This window comes from Candidatus Accumulibacter sp. ACC012 (assembly GCF_907163155.1).
GTDB lineage: Bacteria > Pseudomonadota > Gammaproteobacteria > Burkholderiales > Rhodocyclaceae > Accumulibacter > Accumulibacter delftensis.
The window spans coordinates 66050-87651 of sequence record NZ_CAJQUC010000011.1 but is presented as its reverse complement, the minus strand read 5'-3'; the positions used below and the strand labels follow the sequence as shown (position 1 = coordinate 87651).

Here is a 21602-nt window from a genome sequence, read left to right as displayed (position 1 = left end):
GCGATGGGCGACGCTTTGCGCGAGCGGGCTCTGCGGATGCTCGGGCGCCGCGACTACGCGCGGCTTGAGCTTGCCGGCAAGTTGGCGCCGCACGCGGAATCGGCGGAACAGGTGCAAGCCTTGCTCGACGCCCTGAACGCCAGCGGCCTGCTGTCGGATGAGCGTTACGCACTGGCGCGGGTAAGTGCTCGTGCCGGGCGCGTTGGTGACGCGCAACTGGCTCATGAATTGCGATCAAAAGGCGTTGCCGGCGAGCTGGTGAGCGCTGCACTGGCGACGGGCGACGACGAGTTGTCGCGGGCGTGGCGCGTCTGGCAGCGGAAGTTCGCTCGCCAACCAGCGCTGGCCGCCGACGATGTTGTGGCGCGCAGCCGTCAGATGCGCTTTCTGGCCGGCCGCGGGTTTTCCGCTGAAACCATCCGACGCGTCCTGCGCGGCGATCTTGAAGACGATTGAGAAATGTCAGATACGCAGAGCACACTTTCCACGCAGAATCTCAAGAAGTGCTACAAGTCACGTACCGTGGTACACGATGTCTCATTCGAAGTGCTCAGCGGGGAAGTCGTTGGCCTCCTCGGCCCGAATGGCGCCGGCAAGACGACCTGCTTCTACATGGTCGTCGGCCTGGTCGCCTGTGATGGTGGTGACGTTCATCTCGACGGGCAGGCGCTCACGCACTTGCCGATGCACAAGCGTGCCCGACTGGGCGTCTCCTACCTGCCGCAGGAAGCCTCTGTTTTTCGCAAGCTGACGGTCAGCGAAAACATCGAAGCGGTCCTCGAACTGCAGAAGCTGTCGGCCGACGAAGTCGAGGCGCGTACCGTGGAGCTGCTCGAAGAGCTGCATATCGGGCACCTTCGTCGCAGTCCGGCGACCTCACTCTCCGGTGGAGAGCGTCGGCGCGTCGAGATCGCGCGTGCCCTGGCCACCGGGCCTCGTTTCATTCTGCTTGATGAGCCCTTCGCTGGCGTGGACCCGATCGCCGTGCTCGATATCCAGAAGATCATCCGTTTTCTCAAGGAGCGCGGCATCGGCGTGTTGATCACCGATCACAACGTGCGCGAAACCCTTGGCATTTGTGATCACGCCTATATCATCAACGAAGGGAGCGTTCTGGCCGCTGGCCGGCCCGAGGAAATCATTTATAATGAAAACGTCCGGAAGGTATATCTGGGTGAGAATTTCCGCCTCTGAGCCCGCCGGTTTTTCAGCCACAATTCGAGAACCCTATGGGCAGTTTCCCGACCACAATGCGGCGACTTCCCCGGTTCTGTAAATGAAACCGTCCCTCCAGCTCAAGCTTACCCAGCATCTTGCCCTGACCCCACAGCTCCAGCAATCGATTCGGCTGCTGCAATTGTCGACGATCGAACTCGAACAAGAGCTCGAAAAGTACTTGCTGGAGAACCCGTTGCTTGAGCGCGAGGAGGAGTACGCGCGGACCGAGGCACCAACGAACGGTAGCGAGGAAGCGGCCGCCGATCCGGTGGCGGCGGACGAGCACGCAGAACGTCCGGAACTCTCCGAGCACAGTGAACAATCGTTCTCCGACGACGACGCCTGGCCCGGTGACGAAAACAGCCAGCACAGTTCAACGGCTTCTGTCGACGACGAAGACAGCGATTATCAGGATGTCCAGGCAGCGACGGTTTCCCTGCGCGAACACCTGCTGTGGCAACTCGGCCTGATGACGCTGCCCGACCGCGACCGCGTGCTGGTACGCTGCCTGGTCGATGCGCTGGATGACGACGGCTATCTCACCCAGTCGCTGGCGGAGCTTTCGGAAACCATGCCGGCGGAGCTGGAGATCGAGCCTGAAGAACTGCAGATTGCGCTCAAGCACCTGCAGCATTTCGACCCCACCGGGGTCGGCGCACGCAGCGCACAGGAGTGCCTGTCGTTACAACTCGAAGCCTTGCCCGCAGGTCCGACGCGTAAGCTGGCGCTGGAGATCGTCCGTCACTGTCTGGATCTATTGGCCAGTCACGACTTTGTCAAGCTCAAGAAGCAGACGGGTTGCGACGACGATGCACTACGTGCGGCACATCTGTTGATCTGCAGCCTGAATCCAAGGCCAGGCGCAGCGTACGCTTCGGCGGACACTCGCTACATCTCGCCCGACGTGGTGGTGCGCAAAGTGCGGGGGCAGTGGTCGGTCAGCGTCAACGCCGATGCCTTTCCACGTCTGCGAATCAATAGTCTCTACGCTCAGATCCTCTCCCGGCAACGGGGCTCCGGGCTTGCCGGCCAGCTCCAGGAAGCGCGCTGGTTGATCCGCAATGTGCAACAACGGTTTGACACGATCCTGCGTGTGGCGCAGGCTATCGTCGAACGTCAGCGTCAGTTTCTTGACCACGGTGAAGTCGCGATGCGGCCACTGGTCTTGCGTGAAATTGCCGATGTCCTGGGGCTGCACGAATCGACCATCTCGCGGGTAACCACGCAGAAGTACATGGCAACGCCGCGCGGGATTTTTGAACTGAAGTATTTTTTTGGCAGTCACGTCGGCACGGACGCTGGCGGGGCATGTTCAGCAACGGCCATTCGTGCGTTGATCAAGCAGCTGATCAGCACCGAAGAACCGAAGAAACCTCTTTCGGATAGCCAGATATCCGAAGTCCTTGGCCAGCAGGGCATTGTCGTTGCACGGCGAACAATTGCGAAATACCGTGAGGCGCTCAATATTCCGTCGGTCAACCTACGCAAGTCCATTTAGAAGAAGGAGCCACATCATGAACCTGCAAGTCAGTGGACACCACCTCGAGATTACTCCAGCACTGCGCGATTACGTCACCGCCAAACTCGAGCGGATCACCCGTCATTTCGATAACGTGATAGACGTGAACGTGATTCTGTCGGTGGAAAAACTGAAGCAGAAAGCAGAAGTGACCGTTCACCTGGCTGGCAAAGACGTCTACGTGGAAACGGTCGATGAGGACCTTTATGCCGCCGTGGATGCCCTCGCCGACAAGCTCGAGCGCCAGGTCCAGAAGTACAAGCAGAAGTTGCAGGATCATCACCGCGGGAGCAAGATCATCGACCACATCGTCGTCGAGTGATTGATGTTTCGTCGGCGCACGGCAGGCTCGGCAGCAATCGCCGGCCAGTCCGTGCGCTTTCCAGTTTGAATTAATCCACGTCAGCCTTTTTCGGGTTTTTGTCGCATGAGCCAGATTACCCAGTTACTTCCCCTTGAAAATATCATTCTTGATCTTGACGCAAGCAGCAAGAAACGCGTCTTTGAACACGTGGGCCTCCTTTTCGAAAACTATCTCGGCATTGCGCGCAGTGCTGTGTTCGACAGCCTGTTCGCGCGCGAGAAGCTTGGTTCGACCGGGCTTGGCCAGGGCGTGGCCATTCCGCATGGCCGTATCAAAGGCCTGAAAGATGCCACGGGTGCTTTCCTACGTCTGGCTGCGCCGGTGCCCTTCGATTCCCCGGACGGCAAGCCGGTTTCACTTTTGTTCGTCCTGCTGGTTCCCGAAGTTGCCACCGAACAGCATCTACAAATCCTCTCCGAATTGGCACAGCACTTTTCCGACCGCACGTGCCGCGAGGCTCTTGCCAGTGCCATCGACGCGAATTGTGTTCGCCAGATCTTTGCCGGCGGAACATGAGTGCCCTGCGCCAGTTCAGCGTAATTCAGCTGTATGAAGATCACCGCGAGAAGCTGAAGCTGTCCTGGGTTGTGGCAGTCGGCGTTGACCGCCAGATCGCGCTCAAAGAGCAGAGTAATTATGGTGCTGACGTCGTCGGTCATCTCAACCTGATTCACCCGGAACGGCTACAGGTTATCGGCCGTGCCGAGCATGCCTGGGCGCAACGCGTCACCGTGGACCGCCTGCGCCAACAGGTGCGGGAACTGATGGCGGCGAGGCCACCGGCGCTGATCATCGCCGACAATCTGGACATCCTGGCGGAGATTCGCGACGCTTGCGAGTCCACGCAAACGCCGCTGTTTGTCAGCTCGAAGCCCTGTTCGGCGGTCATCGACTTGCTGCGCATCTATCTTTCGCGCCGCCTGGCCGGTTCGACGTCGGTGCATGGCGTGTTGATGGATGTGTTCGGAATGGGTGTCCTGATTACCGGCGATTCCGGTGCCGGCAAGAGCGAATTGGCATTGGAGCTGATTTCACGCGGCCACGGTCTGGTCGCCGACGATGTCGTCGAGCTGGCATGTATCGCCCCGACGACGATCGAAGGACGTTGCCCGAGTATGTTGCGTGACTATCTGGAAGTGCGTGGACTTGGCTTGCTCAACATCCGTACCATTTTCGGCGAGACGGCATCGCGCCGGAAAATGAAGCTCAAATTGATTGCCCATCTGCAGAGGCCGCTGAGCAGCAGCGATGGCCCGCGCCTGCCTCTCGATGCCCAGTCGCAGGATATCCTCGGTGTGTCAATACGCAAGGTCGTCATCCCGGTCGCCGCCGGTCGGAACATTGCGGTTCTGCTCGAAGCTGCGGTCCGCAACAGCATCCTGCAGCTACGCGGGATCGATAGCATGGGCGACTTTATCGATCGCCAGCAGCAGGCGCTGCTTGACGAAGATCTTTAGCAGTGGCCTAATCACAGCGTTTCCTCAACCTAGGAGAAATTCCGATGAAAGCTTTGATCGCTATTGTCGCTCTTGTCTTCGCCTCCAGCGGCGCTCTTGCTGCCGAAGAAAAGAAGGAACCCTCTGCAGCCCAGAAGGCACAACAGGAGAAGATGACCTTCTGTAACGCTGAGGCCAAGACAAAGGCTTTGAGCGGCGACGAGCGCAAGCAATTCATGAGTAATTGCCTCAAGAAAGCGCCGGCCGTGGCGACTCCGGAAGCAGTCCCGGCAGCTGCAGCGCCTGCCAAGACGAGTCAGCAGGACAAGATGACGGACTGCAACGCCAAGGCTGGCAGCAAGGCGCTCAAGGGTGACGAGCGCAAGGCCTTCATGAGCGAGTGCCTCAAGGGCTAGCCAAGCGGCATGCGGGCGTCGCTCTTCGGCGCCAGCTCTCAGGCCGCAACCGGCTTTTTTTTGCTGTCGCTGGTTGCAGGCCGGCGTTTCGGGGTTTTGCGTCGCGCTGACCTTTCTTCATCAGCGTCGTCAGCGGCCAGCTTGGCAAGCAGATTGCCCGGCGTGGCGGGGTGAATGTGGTCCCTTGGAAGGCTGACCACGTAGGCCTCGCGGCGGGGCTGACGGAGTTTTCCCAGGTGCTTATCAGCCTCCTGCGCCGTTGCATATAGGCTGCCAAGAAAAGCGTTACACGCCGCCCACCGCCCCGCGGGCGTACGCAACACGACAACCGGGCGGCCGCCGTCGACAAAGGCCAGGAGGCAATTCGAATAACGGTCGGCCCAGGAAGCGGCCACCAGGTCCATGGCCTCGGGTCGCGGCACGCACGCGGCGACCAACGCGTCTAGCGGGGAATCATGCTCGGAACGAACAATTGCCGGGAAGTAAAGGTGAGCAGCTTGTCTGGCGAGCGATGTCATGACTTTGAGCTTCTAACACGCTCGGCTGCATTTGTAAAATCTGCCGCGTACGACGAGCGCACAGTTGTACAGTTCTTCTCTGAGCCCCATCGACATGCAAGTTAGCGCGTTCGACGTTCTAATAGTGGGTGGAGGCCTGGCGGGTCTCTCGCTGGCTTGTGCGCTGCGTGACACCCGCCTCAGGCTTGGCCTGGTCGAGCAACGTCCCCCGCAGAGGCCTGCGGGCTGGGATGCGCGCGTTTATGCGGTTTCGCCGGCCAATGCCGCCTTCCTGCGGGAGATCGGCGCATGGAAGCACATGGCCGTCGAGCGCATTGCCCCGCTTCACGCCATGCAGATTTTCGGTGACGGTGACGCCGAGCTTGACTTTTCGGCCTATGAGACGGGCATCCCGGAGCTTGGCTGGATTTTGGAGTCGTCGCTGATGGCCTGCGAACTCTGGGAGAACGCCAAGCGGCAGGGCAATCTCAGCCTGTGTTGCCCGGCCGCGCCGCAGTCGTTGGCAATTACCTCCGAGGCATCCGTGCTGACCCTTTCCAACGGCGACACACTTTCGGCCAAGTTGTTGGTTGGCGCCGATGGAAGGGATTCATGGGTACGCGAAGCGCTTGAGCTGCCGGCAATCAACACCGCGTATGGCGAGATGGGTCTGGTGGCCAATTTCGAATGCGGGCGCCCGCATGGCGGTATTGCCCGGCAGTGGTTTCGTGCGGACGGGGTCCTTGCCTGGCTGCCGCTGCCCGGAAATCGTATCTCGATCGTCTGGTCTACCCCCGACGAGAACGCCAGGAGGTTGCTCGCGATGTCTGCCGAGGATTTGTGCGCCCGGGTCGCAGCTGCCGGCAGCCACCAGTTGGGAGCCCTGCAATTGCTCACTCCTCCCGCGGCGTTTCCGCTGCGCCTGATGCAGGTGCCGCGAATCGTCGCCCCCAGGCTGGCGCTGGTTGGCGATGCAGCACATGGCATCCACCCGCTCTCCGGCCACGGCATCAATCTTGGCTATCAAGATGCCAAAGTGCTTGCGCGCCTGCTCGCCGGGACGCCCGACTGGAAGGACATTGGCAACGAGCGCCTGCTCCTGCGCTATCAACGCGAACGGCGGGAGGAAACCCTGCTTATGCAGACGACTACGCACGCTTTGCACAAACTCTTCCACGACGACTTCCCCGGCCTCAGGCCTTTGCGCAACCTGGGAATGAACCTGGCGAACGCTTTGCCAGTCCTAAAGAACTCTCTTGTGCGCTACGCAATCGGCGCCTTCTGAAACACCCCTACCTAAACCCGGAGAAACCAGATGTATATGAAATTCGTGCCATTTGTTGTCGTCGCTGCCGCGCTCAGCCTGCCCACCCTGGCAGATGAGGCAAGCGTCAAGAAGGCACTCGAAGCAAAGCTCGGTGCTCCGGTCACCAGCGTCACCAAAACGCCTTATCTGGGGCTCTATGAAGTGTATGCGGATGGCCAGATCGTTTACACGGACGAGAAGGCTTCGGCCTTGCTGGTCGGCTCCCTGATTGATGGCAAGACGATGAAGAACGTGACCAGCGAGCGGATGCAGAAGCTCACCGCGATCAAGTTTTCGGATCTTCCCCTGACGCATGCGATCAAACAGGTACGCGGTGATGGCAAGCGCGTCTTCGCGAGCTTCGAGGATCCGAACTGCGGCTACTGCAAGAAATTGGCAAGAGACCTTGCCAAGCTGGACAACGTCACCGTCTATACCTTTCTCTACCCGATCCTGTCGCCCGATTCACTGGAAAAGTCCAATCAGATCTGGTGTTCGGCTGACAAGGTCAAGGCGTGGAACGATTGGATGATTGACGGCAAGGCGCCGGGCGGTAAGGGCGATTGCGACACCACAGCGGTGAAGAAGAGCGTCGAAATGGGCCGTAAGTTGGCCATCAATGGCACGCCGACGATCTTCTTTGCGGATGGCGAGCGTATCCCCGGTGCAATCCCTCTTGCCAAGATCGAGGAAAAGCTTGCCGAGGCGCCTAGCCCCACCAACTAGCCACGGAGGTTGGTGCCCGATGGCCTACTGTCGGCGGCGACCAGCCCGCGTCGGCGCTGCGGTGCAGCGGTGGTGGAGCGCGTTCGTTCAGGGCTCGGTCAAGGTCAGCAGAATGTCAGCGTACCAGGCGCAATTGAGCCCAAGTGCCTCGTCCTGGTTCGGGTCGCGGAAACCGACATCGAGGCGGGCGGAGTGGACGCCGAGAAGCATCCACGGCAAATCGCTGGACGCGAAATCCTGTGCCGCGACGCGCATGACCACCGGCGCACCGCTGGTCCCGCGGTGTGTGCGGGCGTCGGTAAGGAAGTAGCCTTCCCCCTGAAAACGGAGCCCGAACGAAGATGCAACGATTGCCTGGCGTACCACCGGCATGTGGTGCAGGCTGTCCTGGAAGCCCAGCGGGAAGCCTACCACCAGCAATGAGCTGCCTACTTCCACCTGATCGAAGCGCTCCGGCAGATGGCGTGGGGTAAAGGCACGGTATACCCCCGTTTTCGGCAGCGCGGCGCCATCGATCGCGACCACCGCGACGTCGATCGCGCCGGCCATATCGAGGCCTTGCCGCCAGACGCGCTGACCGTAAGCGTACAGCGGAATCGAGAATGCGGTCGACTCGGCGAGATTGTCCGGGTTGATATGCAACTCGATCTCGATGCGATCGGGGGTGTGCTGGCTAGGTTCGTCGAACAGCACGTGCCGGCTGGTGACCAGGAACAGCTGCTCATCACGCCTGAAGAAGAAGCCGCTGGCGTTGGTCAGCGCTTGCTGCTGAAGAAAGGTCGTGATGCGCGTGGCGGCAAGGAGGATGGATTCGATCATTGCCAGGCTGCTGCCGGTTCAAGGGTCGATTGCGTGACGGCCAAGAAGGCGAAGCGAGCCGAAGGAGCGCGGGCGGGGCTGATCACTAAAAGCGCTGACAGTTCGCGCTGGCCCGTGGCGAGACGCTGCCATATTTTCCATCCGCCGGCCTTGTGGATCGGAAAACGCCCTGGGTAGGCAGGTCGGAAGGCGCGAAGGGGACCACAAAAGTCCCCTTCGTTTCGCGCACTGCGCTGTGTTCGCAGGTGCTGTGGCAACGCGCTGGTAAGGTCGTGTGTTGGTGTGTGCCGAGCGCCCTAGTTGTTGCCGTTATCCAGGAAGCTGCGCAACTTGTCCGAACGCGACGGGTGGCGTAGTTTGCGCAGGGCCTTGGCCTCGATCTGCCGTATTCGCTCGCGGGTGACGTCGAACTGCTTGCCGACCTCCTCGAGGGTATGGTCGGTATTCATTTCGATACCGAAGCGCATGCGCAGCACCTTGGCTTCACGCGGTGTCAAGGTATCCAGTACGTCTTTGGTAATGAAGCGCAGGCTTGAGTAGAGGGCGGCCTCGGTAGGTGCAAGGGTTGCCTGATCCTCGATAAAATCGCCCAGATGCGAGTCATCATCGTCGCCGATCGGCGTTTCCATCGAGATCGGTTCCTTGCTGATCTTGAGGATCTTGCGGATTTTCTCTTCCGGCATTTCCATCTTCTTGGCCAGCGTCGCCGGATCGGCTTCGAGGCCGGTCTCCTGGAGAATCTGCCGAGAGATACGGTTCATCTTGTTGATCGTCTCGATCATGTGCACCGGGATGCGGATCGTTCGCGCCTGATCGGCAATCGAGCGGGTGATCGCCTGGCGAATCCACCAGGTGGCGTAGGTTGAAAACTTGTAGCCGCGACGGTACTCGAATTTGTCGACGGCTTTCATCAGGCCGATGTTGCCTTCCTGGATCAGATCGAGGAACTGCAGGCCGCGGTTGGTATATTTCTTGGCGATCGAGATCACCAGACGCAGATTGGCCTCGGTCATTTCGCGTTTGGCGCGACGGGCTTTGGCTTCTCCGGTGGACATCTGCTTATTGATGTCTTTCAGCTCTTTCAGCGGGATCCCGATGCGGTCTTGCAGGGCGAGCAGCTTGCGCTGTTCTTCGGTGATGTTCGGAGCATTGCGTGTGAGGATCGCGGCGTAGGTCTTGCCCGCTGCCGCGATTTCGCTGTCCACCCATTCGAGGTTGAGTTCGTTGCCCGGAAAGACCTTGATGAAATGCGGGCGTGGCATGCGTACGGTGTCCACACAGATCCTCTGGATTTTGCGCTCGCAGCGCCGCGCTTCGTCAACCATCGCCCGCACCGTGTCGCAGAGGCGCTCGATGGTTTTCGAGGTGAAGCGAATACCCATCATTTCGTTCGAGATCTGTTCCTGGAGCATCAGATAGGCTTTGTCCTGCGAGCCCTTGCGGGAGAGCAGAGCGTGCGCCTTGCTGTAGTGCTCCCGAATCAGTTCAAGGCGAGCGAGTCCTTCCGTCCTGAGTTTCAGCAACGAGGCTGCGGCCGCCGCGCCCTCGGTGGATTCGCTGTTGTTGTCGTCGTCGTCTTCGTCGTCATCACTATCGTCACCGTCGTCGGCGTTGTCGCTTTCGTCGGCATTCTCAGCGGAATCTTCCGGGGAGCTTTCCTCTTCGGGGTAAATCAGCCCGTCGATCAACTCCTCGATTCGCATTTCCTCGCGGCTGATCTTGTCGGCGCAACCGAGGATTTCAGCGATCGTTGTCGGGCAGGCCGAGATTGCCTGAACCATGTGTTTCAGGCCGTCTTCGATGCGCTTGGCGATCTCGATTTCGCCTTCGCGGGTGAGCAGTTCCACCGAACCCATCTCGCGCATGTACATGCGCACCGGGTCGGTTGTCCTGCCGAACTCGGAGTCGACGGTGGACAGCGCTTGTTCCGCCTGTTCTTCAACGTCGGCATCGTCTGCCCCGGAAGCTGGTGCAGCGTCCGACATCAGCAGAGTTTCAGCGTCGGGGGCCTCGTCGTAGACCTGGATCCCCATATCGTTGAAGGTACTGATGATGCTCTCGATCTGCTCGGCATCGACGACATCATCGGGTAGATGGTCGTTGATCTCGGCGTAGGTCAGGAAACCGCGCTCCTTGCCGAGCTTGATCAGCGTCTTCAGGCGAGTCTTGCGCGTCTCGTCGTCGATCGGGGGCGGTTGGTTGCCAACCGCCAATAGATCCGCCGCTGCCTTGGCTTTTGCCGCCTTCGTCGCCGTAGTTGCCACCTTTTCCCTTGCCATGACCAATTCCCGGATAGCGTTATGCTGGAAAAACTCTAAATTCTACCATAGCTTACACTGTATGGCTGCCTTTGCTGCGCGCGCTGAGTGCTTGCAGGTACTCCTGTTTTTCTTCGTTCGATAGACCGCCGACACCAAGTTTTTGGATCTTGTCCTGTAGTCGAGTGAACGCGCGTTTGTGCTCACTCTCCTGCAGCTGTGCAAGCGTACCGTCAAATTCGCTGTCGATTTCGTCTTCGGCAAAAGGCTGTTGCATTAGTTCAGCTGCCGCGGCGTGCAGCATTGACTCGTCCTCGCTGCCGCGCAGCTTTTCGAGCAAGGCGGGATAGGCCAGTGGTTGCGCGCCGGCGCCGGCAATGGTTGCGCAGAGCAGGCGAATCGCGCGCGCTTCCGGCGCATGCTCGGGGAGCAGTTCGAGTGGCAAGCGGGAAGCCAGGGCGGGATTCTGGAGCAGGAGGCGCAGCAAGGGCCGCAGCAGCGAGGGCGCCTGTCGCGGCGCCCGTGCCGGCGCTGGCTTGACGATTGCACGCAGCGAGCACAGACGTTCCACTTCTGCCTGTGAGAAGCCGCTGACCTGAGCCAGTCGCTTGACCAGTTGCAGCCGCAACAATGGCGACAGCATCCGGCCAAGCAGCGGCTTGGCGTCGGCGACGAGTCTGGCTCGCCCTTCGGCACTGCTCAGATCACAGTGCTGGCTCAGTTCACGCAACAGGAAATCAGAGAGGGGTGTCGCTTCGATGATCATCCGCTGGAAGGCTTCGCCGCCGCGTTTGCGTACCAGGCTGTCGGGGTCCTCGCCTTCCGGCAAGAGGACAAAGCCGATGCTCTTTTGCTCGGGAAGAACTTCGAGGCTGTTCTCCAGTGCTCGCCACGCGGCCTTGCGACCAGCTGCATCACCATCAAAGCAAAACACGACGCGGTCGGCTTGACGGAGAAGCTTTTGCACGTGCATTGGCGTAGTGGCTGTGCCGAGCGTCGCTATCGCGTTGTCGACCCCGTGTTGTGCGAGCGCAATGACGTCCATGTAGCCCTCGACGACGATCACCGTTTCTCGGTCACGTATTGCCGTGCGCGCCTGCGGCAAGCCGAACAACTCGCGGCCTTTTTCGAAGAGGGGGGTTTCGGGCGAGTTCAGATACTTCGGCTCACCCGCGCCAAGGACGCGGCCACCAAAAGCGATCACCTCGCCCTTTTGGCTGATAATCGGAAACATTACCCGGTCACGAAAACGATCGTAGAGGCGGCCTTGCTCGTTCTTGATGACCAGGCCGGCCTGCTGCAGCTCCGGATGGCCATAGTCTTCGAAAGCAGCAGCCAGACCTTGCCCTCCCGCAGGCGCGTAGCCAACGCCGAAGCGGCGGGCTATCTCGCCGCTGACGCCGCGTTCCTTGAGGTAGCGGATTGCGTTTTCCGAGCGCTTGAGTTGTTCGTAGTAGAACTTCGCGGCCTTGCCCATGCTTTCGGCGAGTTGCTGGCGTTGCGGACCGTGCTGCGGTGCGTGCCCTTGATCGTCGGGAAGCTGCAAACCGCAGCGCGCCGCGAGTTCCTTGAGCGCTTCAATGAAGCCGGCCCCGGAGTAGGCCATGATGAAGCCGATGGCGTTGCCGTGCGCGCCGCAGCCGAAGCAGTGGTAGAACTGCTTGCTTGGACTGACGGTGAAAGAGGGTGATTTTTCGCTGTGGAACGGGCAGCAGGCCGCGAAATTGGCACCGGTTTTCTTCAGCGGGACGTAGCTGTCGATCAGGTCGATCAGGTCAACGCGATACAGCAAATCCTGAATGAATGTGTCCGGGATCATCCGGGCTTCCCTCGGACGGGTGGTTGGCGGCCCTGACGGTGGCGTTCAGGCGCCAGCAACAAGGCGGATTTTTACGAGCCGCGAAACCTCGCTCATGTCGGCGCGCCCCGCTAGTCCGGGTCGCAGCTGCGCCATCACCTTGCCCATGTCAGCAGGGCTCGCCGCGCCGGTTTCTGCAATGGCCTGTGCAACTGCTTCGACAATTTCTTCTGTCGACAGGCTCGCTGGCAGGTAGGCGCCGAGGAGTTCGGACTCGAATTGCTCCGCGTCGGCGAGGTCCTTGCGCCCGGCTGCTGCATACTGGGTGATCGAATCCCGGCGTTGCTTGAGCATCTTGCCGATGACGGCGACGATCGCCTCGTCGTCGAGTGTGATGCGCTCGTCGACTTCTCTCTGCTTGATTGCCGCCAGCAGCAGGCGCAAGGTGCTGAGCGTTTTCGCGTCGCGCGCGCGCATCGCTGCCTTGACGTCTTCGTTGATGCGTGTTTTGAGGGTCATCGCCAAGCACCTCCAGGTCTACATAATTGCTGCGCGAAGGCGTTTTTGCGCTCGCCGAATGCGGGCGTTGCAGGAACGCCAAAAGCCGCCCATCTGCAGACAGGCGGCCGTTCAAACGACGCTGACGATCTCTAAAACAGCTTGGGAGGTAGGGTCTGGCTGCGCATGCGCTTGTGATGGCGCTTGACCGCGGCGGCCAGCTTGCGCTTGCGCTCGGCGGTGGGCTTCTCGTAGAACTCGCGCGCTCGCAGTTCGGTCAATAGGCCCGTTTTTTCTACGGTGCGCTTGAAGCGCCGGATGGCAACTTCGAAAGGCTCATTTTCTTTTACACGAATGGCAGGCATAGACTCATCCAAGGTTCAGGTGGGTATGGTACAGCTTAGCCGCGCATTATATACATGCTTGCCGTGCGACGCCAAGCGTCAATTTCGCAATTCAGGATACGCCAGTCTCGCGATGGCTGCTCCGAGGTATCGTTCCTGGATCAGCCCTTCTCGTTTGGCCCCTGTTCTGGCGCCGCTGGTTTTTCGACTTGGGGCCCGGGAGCGATATTCTGCTGGCGGCGGATTCGCACCTCATGGATGCGGCGCCGCGATGCGCGTTCGATTCTTACTTCAAGGCCCTCGAGGACGAGGTGCTCGCCCGCTGTGGGAAGGCGTTCGAGGTGGGTGATCACCCAGAGATTTACCGAGTCATACGGTTTGCCTGCGAGTTCCTGGCCAAAGTGATCTTCCAGGACGCGCAGTTCCGTTATGCCATCGACCAACAGCTCGCTGCCGTTCGGCTTTCCGACGAGCGTCTGATCTGCTTGCGAAGCTTCCGTGTCGTCATGAATTTCGCCGACCAGTTCCTCGAGGATGTCCTCCAGCGTGAAGATACCAAGCAGGCCGCCAAACTCGTTGACAACCACCATCAGGCGCTCCTTGTCTGCTTTCAGTATCCTCAGCAGGCTGTCTACCGGCTGGTTCGGCGGTACGAACAGCGGCTCTCTGCCAGCTTCCTTGAGGGGTTTGTCGAGATTGCCTTGGGCCACCTCGCCAAGGACGATCTGCAGAGTGATCACCTGGTTGATCTCGTCCGGGTCGCCTGAGTGAAGAGGGATCCGGTAGTGCGAACTGGCGATGATCTCGTCCAGGGCGTCGCGAATAGAGCGGTTGCCGTCGAGCGAAAAGATCTGGTGGCGGTGCACCATGATGTCGCCGGCGCGTAGCGTGCTGAAATCGAAGATTCGCCGGATCATCATATGCTCGCCCGCCTCGATCGATCCTTCCCGGGTGCCATGGGCGGCTAGGGCGATCAGCTCTGATTCGGTGATGCTTGGATCCTTTGGCGGGCTGCTGAGACTGTGCATCCATTCGATCAGTCTTTCCATTGCCCAGACCAGCGGGAAGAGCAGTTTGCCAAGAATTTCCAGTGGCGTTGCTGCCAGCAAGGCGACGACTATGGCGTAGCGTGTGGCATAAGTCTTCGGCGTGATCTCGCCAAACACCAGGAGCAACAGGGTGATGACCCCGACGGCGAGGCCGGGGCCGAGGTGGCCGAAATGCTCGGTGGCCACCACTGTGGCCAGGGTCGCGGCGCCCGTGTTTACCAGATTATTGCCGATCAGGATAATGACCAGCGTCCGATTCAGGTTGCTCTTCATGCGATGCAGCGCCCTGGCACCTAGCCGTCCTTCGGCAAGCAGCGACTCGGTGCGTGCCCTGGAGAGGGTGGTGAGGGCGGTTTCGGAACCCGAGAAGAAGGCCGACAGGGTGAGCATGATCAGCAGCAGAAACGCTTCAAACACGGTGAGATGGCTCCCAGAGGTGGCGCGCCCGGCTCGCGATATCCAGGGGCCGGGGTAAGGACTTCCCGGCGTTGATACACTACTTGCAAGGCCGGTGCAATACTGCCGGCTTGAGGCGCTGGCCGGATGTTGGGGGCGGTGGACATGGTGCGCCAGTGTCTGCCGAGGCTGTTGCGCTGTCGTGCTGCGTGCCTTTACCAGGCCGCAAGCTGGTCGACGTTCGCTAATTCTGGCCGCGAAGGCCTTGGCAGCAAAGCGCTAGCTGCGGTGAATGGGCGAGCTGCACCCGGGCTTTCGTCCGCGGCCGTGTCCGCCACGCTAGCGGTCTGCGGGCCAGCTTTGGCGGGTCATGCGCCGTGGGCGCCGCAGTTTGACTTTGGCATCAAACTCGCTGATAATCGCGGGTCGTGCGCAGCTGCGGGCAAGTTCGCATTTGGGCGAAGCAGCTACGGGCGCTTATGCCGCCGCTGAATTGCCGGTGTGGCCGTCAGGAAGCTTGCTGCCGTGGTTTTTTCCGCTCTGGCATCGTGCGCTTTCAAGGGGTTCCGAAGGCGGCATGCAATTTTTCTCGAGGAGTGAAGAATGGATCCAGCACTTTGGATAGAGCTGGCGGTTTTTGTCGTCCTGCTGGTGTTTTCGGGTTTCGTTTCTTCTCGAGCACCGAAACCGCGCTGTTTTCTCTGAGTTCGTTCCACCTTGATCAGATGCGCAAGGCCAAGAACCCGCGCATCGATCTCATCGAGCGTTTGCGCAGCGAGCCGCGCCGGCTGATTGTCACCATTCTGATTGGCAACGAATTTGTCAATGTCGCCGCTTCGGTGATCTCTGCCGCAGTGATCATCAAGCTGTTCGGCGCCGAGAACGACATGCTCAATCTCCTGGTCATGGTGCCGATCCTGCTGCTGTTTGGCGAGATCACCCCCAAGGTCCTGGCGATTCGCAACAACATGGCGTTTGCCAGCTTCCAGGCACGCCCAATCCATCTGTTTGCGCGTCTGATCACCCCGCTGCGCGAAGTGATCCGCCATGTCGCCGAGTTTTTCATCACGCTCATCGTCGGTAAGCAGCGCTCGCAGGGCAATCTGGTCACGGAAGACATGATCCGTACCCTGGTGACCGACGCCGTTGGTGAAGGCGCTCTCGACAGCCAGGAAGCGCGCTACATCGAGAAAATCTTCGACTTCGGCAACAAGTCGCTGCGCGACATCATGCGGCCGCGCTCGGACATCGAATTTCTGTCGGCGGATCTTTCGGTGCCCGAGCTGATTACAGAGATCAAGGCTACCCGTCAGTCACGCTATCCCATTTATCGCGAGCGGCGGGATACCATCCTCGGCATCTTGCACACGCGTGACTTGCTCGGTGTCGACCTCGGCAGGCTGGAGCGCGACCCGCATGCTTTTCGCAAGCTCCTGAGGCAGCCGAACTTCTTCCCTGAGTCCAAGCCGGCGGTCGAGCTGTTCCATACCTTCCGCCAGCGCAAACTCTCGTTCGCGCTGATCGTCGACGAGTACGGCGGTGTCACCGGTCTGGTGACCATGGAGGATTTGTTGGAGTGCGTCTTCGGTGAGATTGCCAGCCCATCGGATAGCGAGGCACCCGACCGGCACATGGTCAGCGAATTCGACGATGGCCGCCGCCTGATCGACGCCGGTATGTCTCTGGAGGAGTTCAACCGCACTTTCGGTGTGACTATCGACTGTGAAGACGCCGAGACTATCGCCGGTGCTTTGCTCGAAGCTTTCGGCGAACTGCCGGCGACGGGCGCGTCGATTGTTCTCTGCGGCATGAAGCTGACGGTCGAGAGCGTCGAATTCAATCGCATCAGCCGGGTGCTGATCGAGCCGCCGGCAGTGGCGTCGACGGCTGGCGCGGTTGATAGCACTGAGGTGGGGGCCGCGGTCGAAACCGCCGGGACCAGTGGCGGGGAGCCCGGCGACCAAGCCGTGGCAAGGGATGCGAACAGCGGCCCAGTCGAGCCGCCGAAGAAAGCGGAGGGCGTCTAAATGTCCGATATCTGGCTCACTGTTCTGTTCATGTTCGCCTGCCTGATCGCGGAGGCATTTTTTTCCGGCTCGGAACTCGGCATCGTCAGCGCCGACCGCATGAAACTTCGTCACGATGCGGCTAAGGGCTCACGGGGTGCACGCCTGGCTCTCGATATGCTCGAGAAGCGGCCCGAATGGTTGCTGTCGACGACCCTGGTCGGGACCAATATCGCCGTTGTCGCCAACTCGACGATCACCACGGCGATGATGATCTCCTTGTTTGGCGACGCCGGCGGTTGGATGGCGGTGCTCGTTGTCGCGCCCTTGATCTGGGTATTTGGAGAAATCGTCCCGAAGAGCATTTTTCAGCAGCGCGCCGATGTCATGGCACCGTATCTGATCTACGTGCTGCACTTCTTCTCAATTCTCTTTTCGCCGATCCTGATCTTCTTCGTGACGCTGTCGAAGTTCCTTTCCCGGCTCGCCGGCGGCGCGGAGGAACAAAACCCCTTTACCCTGCGCCAGCAGATTCAGAGCATGGTGCAGATGCCACCGCAGGAAGGGGGCGACATCCAGCTGATCGAGAAGAACATGATTCGGCGCATGTTCAATTTCTCGGAGACCACCGTTTCGAAGGTGATGGTGCCCTTGATTGACGTGGACGCGGTCGAGAAGACCTGTACCGTTGCCGAGGCGATTCGCCTGGCTGTGGCCGGCTCGCACATTCGCTTGCCGGTCTTCGACGGGCGTATCGACCGCGTCGTCGGAGTGCTCAACACGATGGATTTGCTGGGCGTGGACGGGTCCGCGTCGATCGAGTCTTACATCAGCCCGACGCAATACGTTCCGGGTAGCAAGAGTGCCGAGTCGATGCTCGTCGAGCTGCGCAAGGATGGCGATGCGATGGCCGTGGTGATGGACGAGTTCGGCGGTGCCGAGGGGATAATCACCATTGAGGACATCATTGAGGAAGTGATGGAGGATATGCAGGACGAGTATGATCGCCAGGAGAAGCCGGCGGAGTGGTTGAAGAAGCTTGGCCACCATGACTACCTGGTCAGCGCCCGGGCCGATCCGGCAATGCTCAATGAAAAGCTGGGGCTGAAGCTGCCGGAGGGCGACTACGATACCTTGTCCGGTCTTCTCCTCGAACATGCGCGCGAAATCCCGAAGGTGGGAACGGTCATCGAAGTGGCTGGTATCAAGTTTACCGTCCAGCGGGCGACGCCACAGGTTGTCCAGGAAGTGCAGATCCTCTGGTAGACCGGGCCAGCCAGCTGGGTGTGGCCCACTGCGCGGGGCCATGGGCTGGAAGGCCTCTGCCCGCAGGCGTTCTGGTGATGCTGCTGCGGGTGGCGAGCTACTTGCCTTGATCGCTGACTTCGTCGAGCGGCGTCACGGTGACCGCGACGTCCGGTTCGTGGGCGTCGCCGCCGAGAATCACTCCCCGCAGCGGTGAAACGTCGGCAAAGTCGCGCCCCCAGGCCAGCGTGATGTGCTGGGTGTCTGGCAGGAGGTTGTTGGTCGGGTCGAAGTCGACCCAGCGGCCACCTTCGAGTTCCGGGCAGTACACCGACACCCAGGCGTGTGACGCGTCGGCGCCGACCATCCGTGGTTGGCCCGCTGGCGGGTGGGTGAGCAGGTAACCGCTGACATAGCGCGCCGCCAGGCCCTGTGAACGCAGGCAGGCCAGCATCAGGTGCGCGAAGTCCTGGCAGACGCCGCGTTTGTCGGCCAGCACCTGCAGTACGGGGGTGGCGATCGTGGTCGCTTCCGGGTCGAACTCCAGATCCTCGTAGATGCAGCTCATCAGTGCCTGAACGGCCTCGAGTAGCGGCCGTTGCGGCGAGAAGCATTTGCTGGCGTAACTCAGGAACTCGTGCTTTACGCGCACGTGCGGCGATTCGAACTGGAAACGGCTGGCGTCGACGAGAACCGGACGCGAGCCATAGGCCAGTGCTTCGCGTACCCTTTCCCAAGCTGGCGAGGACGTCAGGAAACCAGGCCTCTGCCCCGCAGCACCACGAACGGCTTGGCGAGCGGCGTATGGTGCGTCGGCAAGCCGCGTCGACTGTGGGTCAAGCGGCAGGTGCGGCAGCACTTCGATGGTGCTCTGAGCGCGAACGGTGAGGCTGTCGTGCGGAAATTCGATCGCCAGTTCCCGGATCGGATTGCCAAAGCTGTCGTGCCGCTGGCGGCTTGCGCTGACCTCGGGAGCGACCGTGATCTGATGGCTCAGGCAGCGCTGCCAATGGCAATCGCGCGGCGTCAGATGCAGCATCTGGCGCGACAATGAAACCGGGCTCTCGTAGCGGTAGATCGTTTCGTGAACGACGTGATAGCGGCTGGCAGGCAGGTTCGCGGGGGTCATGAGGTGAGTGTGTAGTGACTGACGTCGCTGACGTGGCTGAAATAGCGCATCGCCAGGCGGTCGGAAAGTGCTGCCGCGGCAGTGGCCGCCTGCTCGAGAATCGTCGCCAGTTGCAGGCAGGGGTTGCAAGCGCGGCAATCGCCGAAGCTTTGTCCCTCGAAAAGGCCGAGGTCGAAGGCTTGCAGTCGTTCCTGCGCTTGCCGCAGGGTTTCGTCGCGCGGGCCACCGAGCAAGCGGGCCTGCTGGTCCAGGTAACGGAGCAGGATCTGCAGTTGGAAGGCAACCGAGTGCGGGTTGGCGTCGTCGAAGACGACCAGGTCGAGCGTCGGTAGCAACTCCGGTTGTGTCATGTAAGACGAACGGTAGGTAATGATGCTGTCGGTGAACTCCAGCAACCACTCCAGGCCGCCGGGAGCGCGGGTTGATTCCAGGCGCAGGAACTGCGCGCAGGCTTTGGCGAGGAAGATGAGTCGCTCGATGCGCCGGCCGATGATCAGTAGGCGCCAGCCGTCGTCACGCGTCATGTTGTCCATCGCAAAGCCAGCCAGGGAGGACGAGGCGAGCAGGACCTGGTCGAGAAAAGCAAGCGCGTCGCCAAGTTCCTCGGCTAGCGCTTCGCTGCTGCGCAGCCGGCTGTAGGCCTGCAACTGGTGTTGCAGGCGATTCAGGGCATGCCAGTTATCGAGCGAGAAGCGTTCGCGCACCTGTGCGGCAACCCACAGCAGGCGGCGTAGGTCGCCGGCCAGCCCGGCGCCCCATTCCTTGCCGCAAATCGCAGTCAGCATCAGCGCCTCACGCTGCACCCGCGAGGCGGGGACCTTGGCCTCGGCGTTGCTCTCCGGGTCGGCTTCGGCGACGGGCAGGAGCTTCAGCGCCAGGCACAGGTCGAGCGCTGAACTCAGCGCCGGGGCGGCGTCGTCGCCCGCGTCCACCAGCCGCGCGAGCGCGACGCGCAACAGGCGGGCCGTCTTGTCGCAGCGCTCGGAGTAACGGCCGAACCAGTAGAGATTTTCGACGACTCGCGACGAAAGCTTGAGTCCGCCGCGTACCAGATCGGCTTTGCCGACGGAGTGCTTGAGCAGGCTGAAGGTGTTGACCGCGGCATTGGTGAGCACCCAGGTATCCTTGCTCGAGCCACCGCGCTGCATCGAGATGGTGCGCGCATTCGCTTTTGCCGATACGCGCGTCAGTCCGCCCGGCATCACCACGTGACCAGAGGGCGTGGCGGCGACGTAGACGCGCAGGCCAACGCCGCGCGGCAGCAGGCGTCGTTTGTGGTCCGGGCTCCAGCTTGGCGCCTGCGAGTAATTAACCAGCTCCTGCGCAACGTAGGCCTGCGGCCGCGCGCGAAGACGGGCAATCATTTCGTCGCGGCTGCCAGCGGTCAACTCGTTGCCGAAGAGCGGGTCGAAAGTCTGCGAGGGGTAGGCGCCCTTGATGACCAGATGCTCAAGGTTGGCGATGGTATAGTCGAGCGCCTCCTGCTCGCCGCACCACCAGGTGGCTACGGAAGGCATTGCCAGTGGCTCACCAAGCAGCTTCTTACAGGCGCCGGGCAGGAAACCGGGTAGGGCAGCGGACTCGAGGAGGCCGCTGCCGAGGGCGTTGGCGACCAGCACATTGCCAGCGCGCACTGCCTGCAGGAGGCCGGGAATGCCCAGCGCCGAGTCGCCGCGCAGCTCAAGCGGGTCGCAGTAGTCGTCGTCGAGCCGGCGCATGATGGCGTGCACACGGCGCAAGCCGTTGAGTGTCTTCAGGTAGACGCATTCGCCACGCACCGTCAGGTCCTGCCCTTCGACCAGTGGAAAAGCGAGATAGCGCGCGAGGTAGGTGTGCTCGAAATAGGTTTCGTTGTAGGGGCCTGGCGTCAACAGCACGATCAGTGGCGGCTCGTCGCCGTGCGGTGCCCAATGCGCCAGGGCTTGCTGAAATTTGCGGAAGAACGAAGCCAGGTGCTGGACGTGCAGGTCGCGGAACTGTTCTGGAAAGAGGCGGCCAATGATGGTCCGGTTTTCGAGCGCATAGCCCGCGCCGGATGGCGTCTGGGTGCGGTCTGCGATGACCCACCAGCGGCCATCCGGCGAACGCGCAAGATCGGCGGCGTAGAGGTGCAGGTAGGTGTCGCCGAGTGGTTTGATGTCCTGACATGGCCAGAGATAATTGTTGTGCCCGTAGATCAGTGCCGCTGGCACGATGCCGTCCCTGAGCAATGTCTGTTCGCCGTAAAGGTCGCGCAGCACGGCGTTGAGCAGGCGCGCACGTTGCTGCACGGCGCTGGCTATCGCCTGCCACTCGTCGGGGCAGAGAATCAGCGGCAGAGGATCAAGTTCCCACGGCCGGTCTGCGCCTTCGGGATCCGCATAGACGTTGTAGGTGACGCCGTTTTCGAGGATGCGCCGGCGCACGTAGTCGAGGCGGTGACGCATCTGTTCGGGCGTCGCCGCCTCCAGGTGCGCAAAGAATGGCTGCCAGGCGCGGCGGATGCTGCCATCTTCGGCAAGCATTTCGTCGAAGCGATCAGGCGTCTGCGGATAGGTCGACAGCAAGGATCTTGGCATCAAGCAAACAGGCCCGGGAG

20 protein-coding genes are annotated in these 21602 nt (G+C 61.0%); 11 read left to right on the top strand and 9 right to left on the bottom strand.

The genetic code is table 11. The features are described 5' to 3' along the window. The first annotated feature begins 3 nt into the window (after positions 1–3). From recX to QZ648_RS13070, 7 genes are all read left to right on the top strand, one after another. Positions 4–456, top strand: a complete 453-nt coding sequence (gene recX, locus QZ648_RS13100) for a recombination regulator RecX (protein ID WP_169066235.1) — start codon at positions 4–6, stop codon at positions 454–456. Between the two features lie 3 nt (positions 457–459). After that, on the top strand, positions 460–1194 hold the full coding sequence (gene lptB, locus QZ648_RS13095) for an LPS export ABC transporter ATP-binding protein (RefSeq protein ID WP_291997334.1): 735 nt from the start codon (positions 460–462) through the stop codon (positions 1192–1194). Between the two features lie 82 nt (positions 1195–1276). Further along, complete coding sequence (locus QZ648_RS13090; RefSeq protein WP_291997333.1) at positions 1277–2716, top strand: RNA polymerase factor sigma-54; 1440 nt, start codon at positions 1277–1279, stop codon at positions 2714–2716. A gap of 16 nt (positions 2717–2732) precedes the next feature. Beyond that, the gene (gene raiA, locus QZ648_RS13085; RefSeq protein WP_169066232.1) at positions 2733–3059 is read left to right on the top strand and encodes a ribosome-associated translation inhibitor RaiA; all 327 of its coding nucleotides are present in this window, start codon (positions 2733–2735) and stop codon (positions 3057–3059) included. A gap of 105 nt (positions 3060–3164) precedes the next feature. After that, complete coding sequence (ptsN, locus tag QZ648_RS13080; protein WP_169066231.1) at positions 3165–3617, top strand: PTS IIA-like nitrogen regulatory protein PtsN; 453 nt, start codon at positions 3165–3167, stop codon at positions 3615–3617. Between the two features lie 5 nt (positions 3618–3622). After that, positions 3623–4558, top strand: a complete 936-nt coding sequence (hprK, locus tag QZ648_RS13075; RefSeq protein ID WP_169066266.1) for an HPr(Ser) kinase/phosphatase — start codon at positions 3623–3625, stop codon at positions 4556–4558. 44 nt (positions 4559–4602) lie between these two features. Further along, positions 4603–4953, top strand: coding sequence for a PsiF family protein (locus QZ648_RS13070; protein WP_291997332.1), 351 nt, complete (start codon positions 4603–4605; stop codon positions 4951–4953). A gap of 38 nt (positions 4954–4991) precedes the next feature. Here the strand turns inward: QZ648_RS13070 and QZ648_RS13065 are convergent, their stop codons facing one another. Beyond that, on the bottom strand, positions 4992–5471 hold the full coding sequence (locus QZ648_RS13065; RefSeq protein WP_291997331.1) for a hypothetical protein: 480 nt from the start codon (positions 5469–5471) through the stop codon (positions 4992–4994). 94 nt (positions 5472–5565) lie between these two features. Here QZ648_RS13065 and QZ648_RS13060 point away from each other — a divergent pair, with 94 nt between their 5' ends. After that, on the top strand, positions 5566–6735 hold the full coding sequence (locus tag QZ648_RS13060; RefSeq protein ID WP_169066229.1) for a UbiH/UbiF family hydroxylase: 1170 nt from the start codon (positions 5566–5568) through the stop codon (positions 6733–6735). A gap of 30 nt (positions 6736–6765) precedes the next feature. Then, positions 6766–7482, top strand: a complete 717-nt coding sequence (locus tag QZ648_RS13055; protein ID WP_169066228.1) for a DsbC family protein — start codon at positions 6766–6768, stop codon at positions 7480–7482. An 87-nt stretch (positions 7483–7569) separates the two neighbouring features. On the opposite strand, the gene QZ648_RS13050 is transcribed toward QZ648_RS13055, so the two are convergent. The 6 genes from QZ648_RS13050 to QZ648_RS13025 all read right to left on the bottom strand — a co-directional run bounded on the left by QZ648_RS13050 (position 7570) and on the right by QZ648_RS13025 (position 14665). Then, complete coding sequence (locus QZ648_RS13050) at positions 7570–8301, bottom strand: serine protease (protein WP_291997330.1); 732 nt, start codon at positions 8299–8301, stop codon at positions 7570–7572. A 296-nt stretch (positions 8302–8597) separates the two neighbouring features. Next, positions 8598–10580 (bottom strand): RNA polymerase sigma factor RpoD, encoded by a 1983-nt coding sequence (gene rpoD, locus QZ648_RS13045; protein ID WP_169066226.1) that lies wholly within the window; start codon positions 10578–10580, stop codon positions 8598–8600. 52 nt (positions 10581–10632) lie between these two features. Further along, on the bottom strand, positions 10633–12378 hold the full coding sequence (gene dnaG, locus QZ648_RS13040; protein ID WP_169066225.1) for a DNA primase: 1746 nt from the start codon (positions 12376–12378) through the stop codon (positions 10633–10635). 45 nt (positions 12379–12423) lie between these two features. After that, complete coding sequence (locus tag QZ648_RS13035; RefSeq protein ID WP_291997329.1) at positions 12424–12876, bottom strand: GatB/YqeY domain-containing protein; 453 nt, start codon at positions 12874–12876, stop codon at positions 12424–12426. A 131-nt stretch (positions 12877–13007) separates the two neighbouring features. Further along, a complete protein-coding gene (gene rpsU / locus QZ648_RS13030) occupies positions 13008–13220 on the bottom strand; it encodes a 30S ribosomal protein S21 (protein ID WP_042334924.1) in 213 nt (70 codons plus the stop codon). A gap of 140 nt (positions 13221–13360) precedes the next feature. After that, a complete protein-coding gene (locus tag QZ648_RS13025; protein ID WP_291997328.1) occupies positions 13361–14665 on the bottom strand; it encodes a hemolysin family protein in 1305 nt (434 codons plus the stop codon). A 704-nt stretch (positions 14666–15369) separates the two neighbouring features. Here QZ648_RS13025 and QZ648_RS13020 point away from each other — a divergent pair. Further along, positions 15370–16671, top strand: a complete 1302-nt coding sequence (locus tag QZ648_RS13020; RefSeq protein ID WP_291997327.1) for a hemolysin family protein — start codon at positions 15370–15372, stop codon at positions 16669–16671. Beyond that, on the top strand, positions 16672–17916 hold the full coding sequence (locus QZ648_RS13015) for a hemolysin family protein (protein WP_291997326.1): 1245 nt from the start codon (positions 16672–16674) through the stop codon (positions 17914–17916). A 97-nt stretch (positions 17917–18013) separates the two neighbouring features. Here QZ648_RS13015 and QZ648_RS13010 read toward each other — a convergent pair whose 3' ends face one another. Both QZ648_RS13010 and QZ648_RS13005 read right to left on the bottom strand, forming a co-directional pair. After that, the gene (locus tag QZ648_RS13010; protein ID WP_169066220.1) at positions 18014–19024 is read right to left on the bottom strand and encodes a transglutaminase family protein; all 1011 of its coding nucleotides are present in this window, start codon (positions 19022–19024) and stop codon (positions 18014–18016) included. Then, positions 19021–21582, bottom strand: coding sequence for a circularly permuted type 2 ATP-grasp protein (locus tag QZ648_RS13005; protein WP_291997325.1), 2562 nt, complete (start codon positions 21580–21582; stop codon positions 19021–19023). Before QZ648_RS13005 ends, QZ648_RS13010 begins: the two co-directional genes overlap by 4 nt. Positions 21583–21602: the final 20 nt, after the last annotated feature.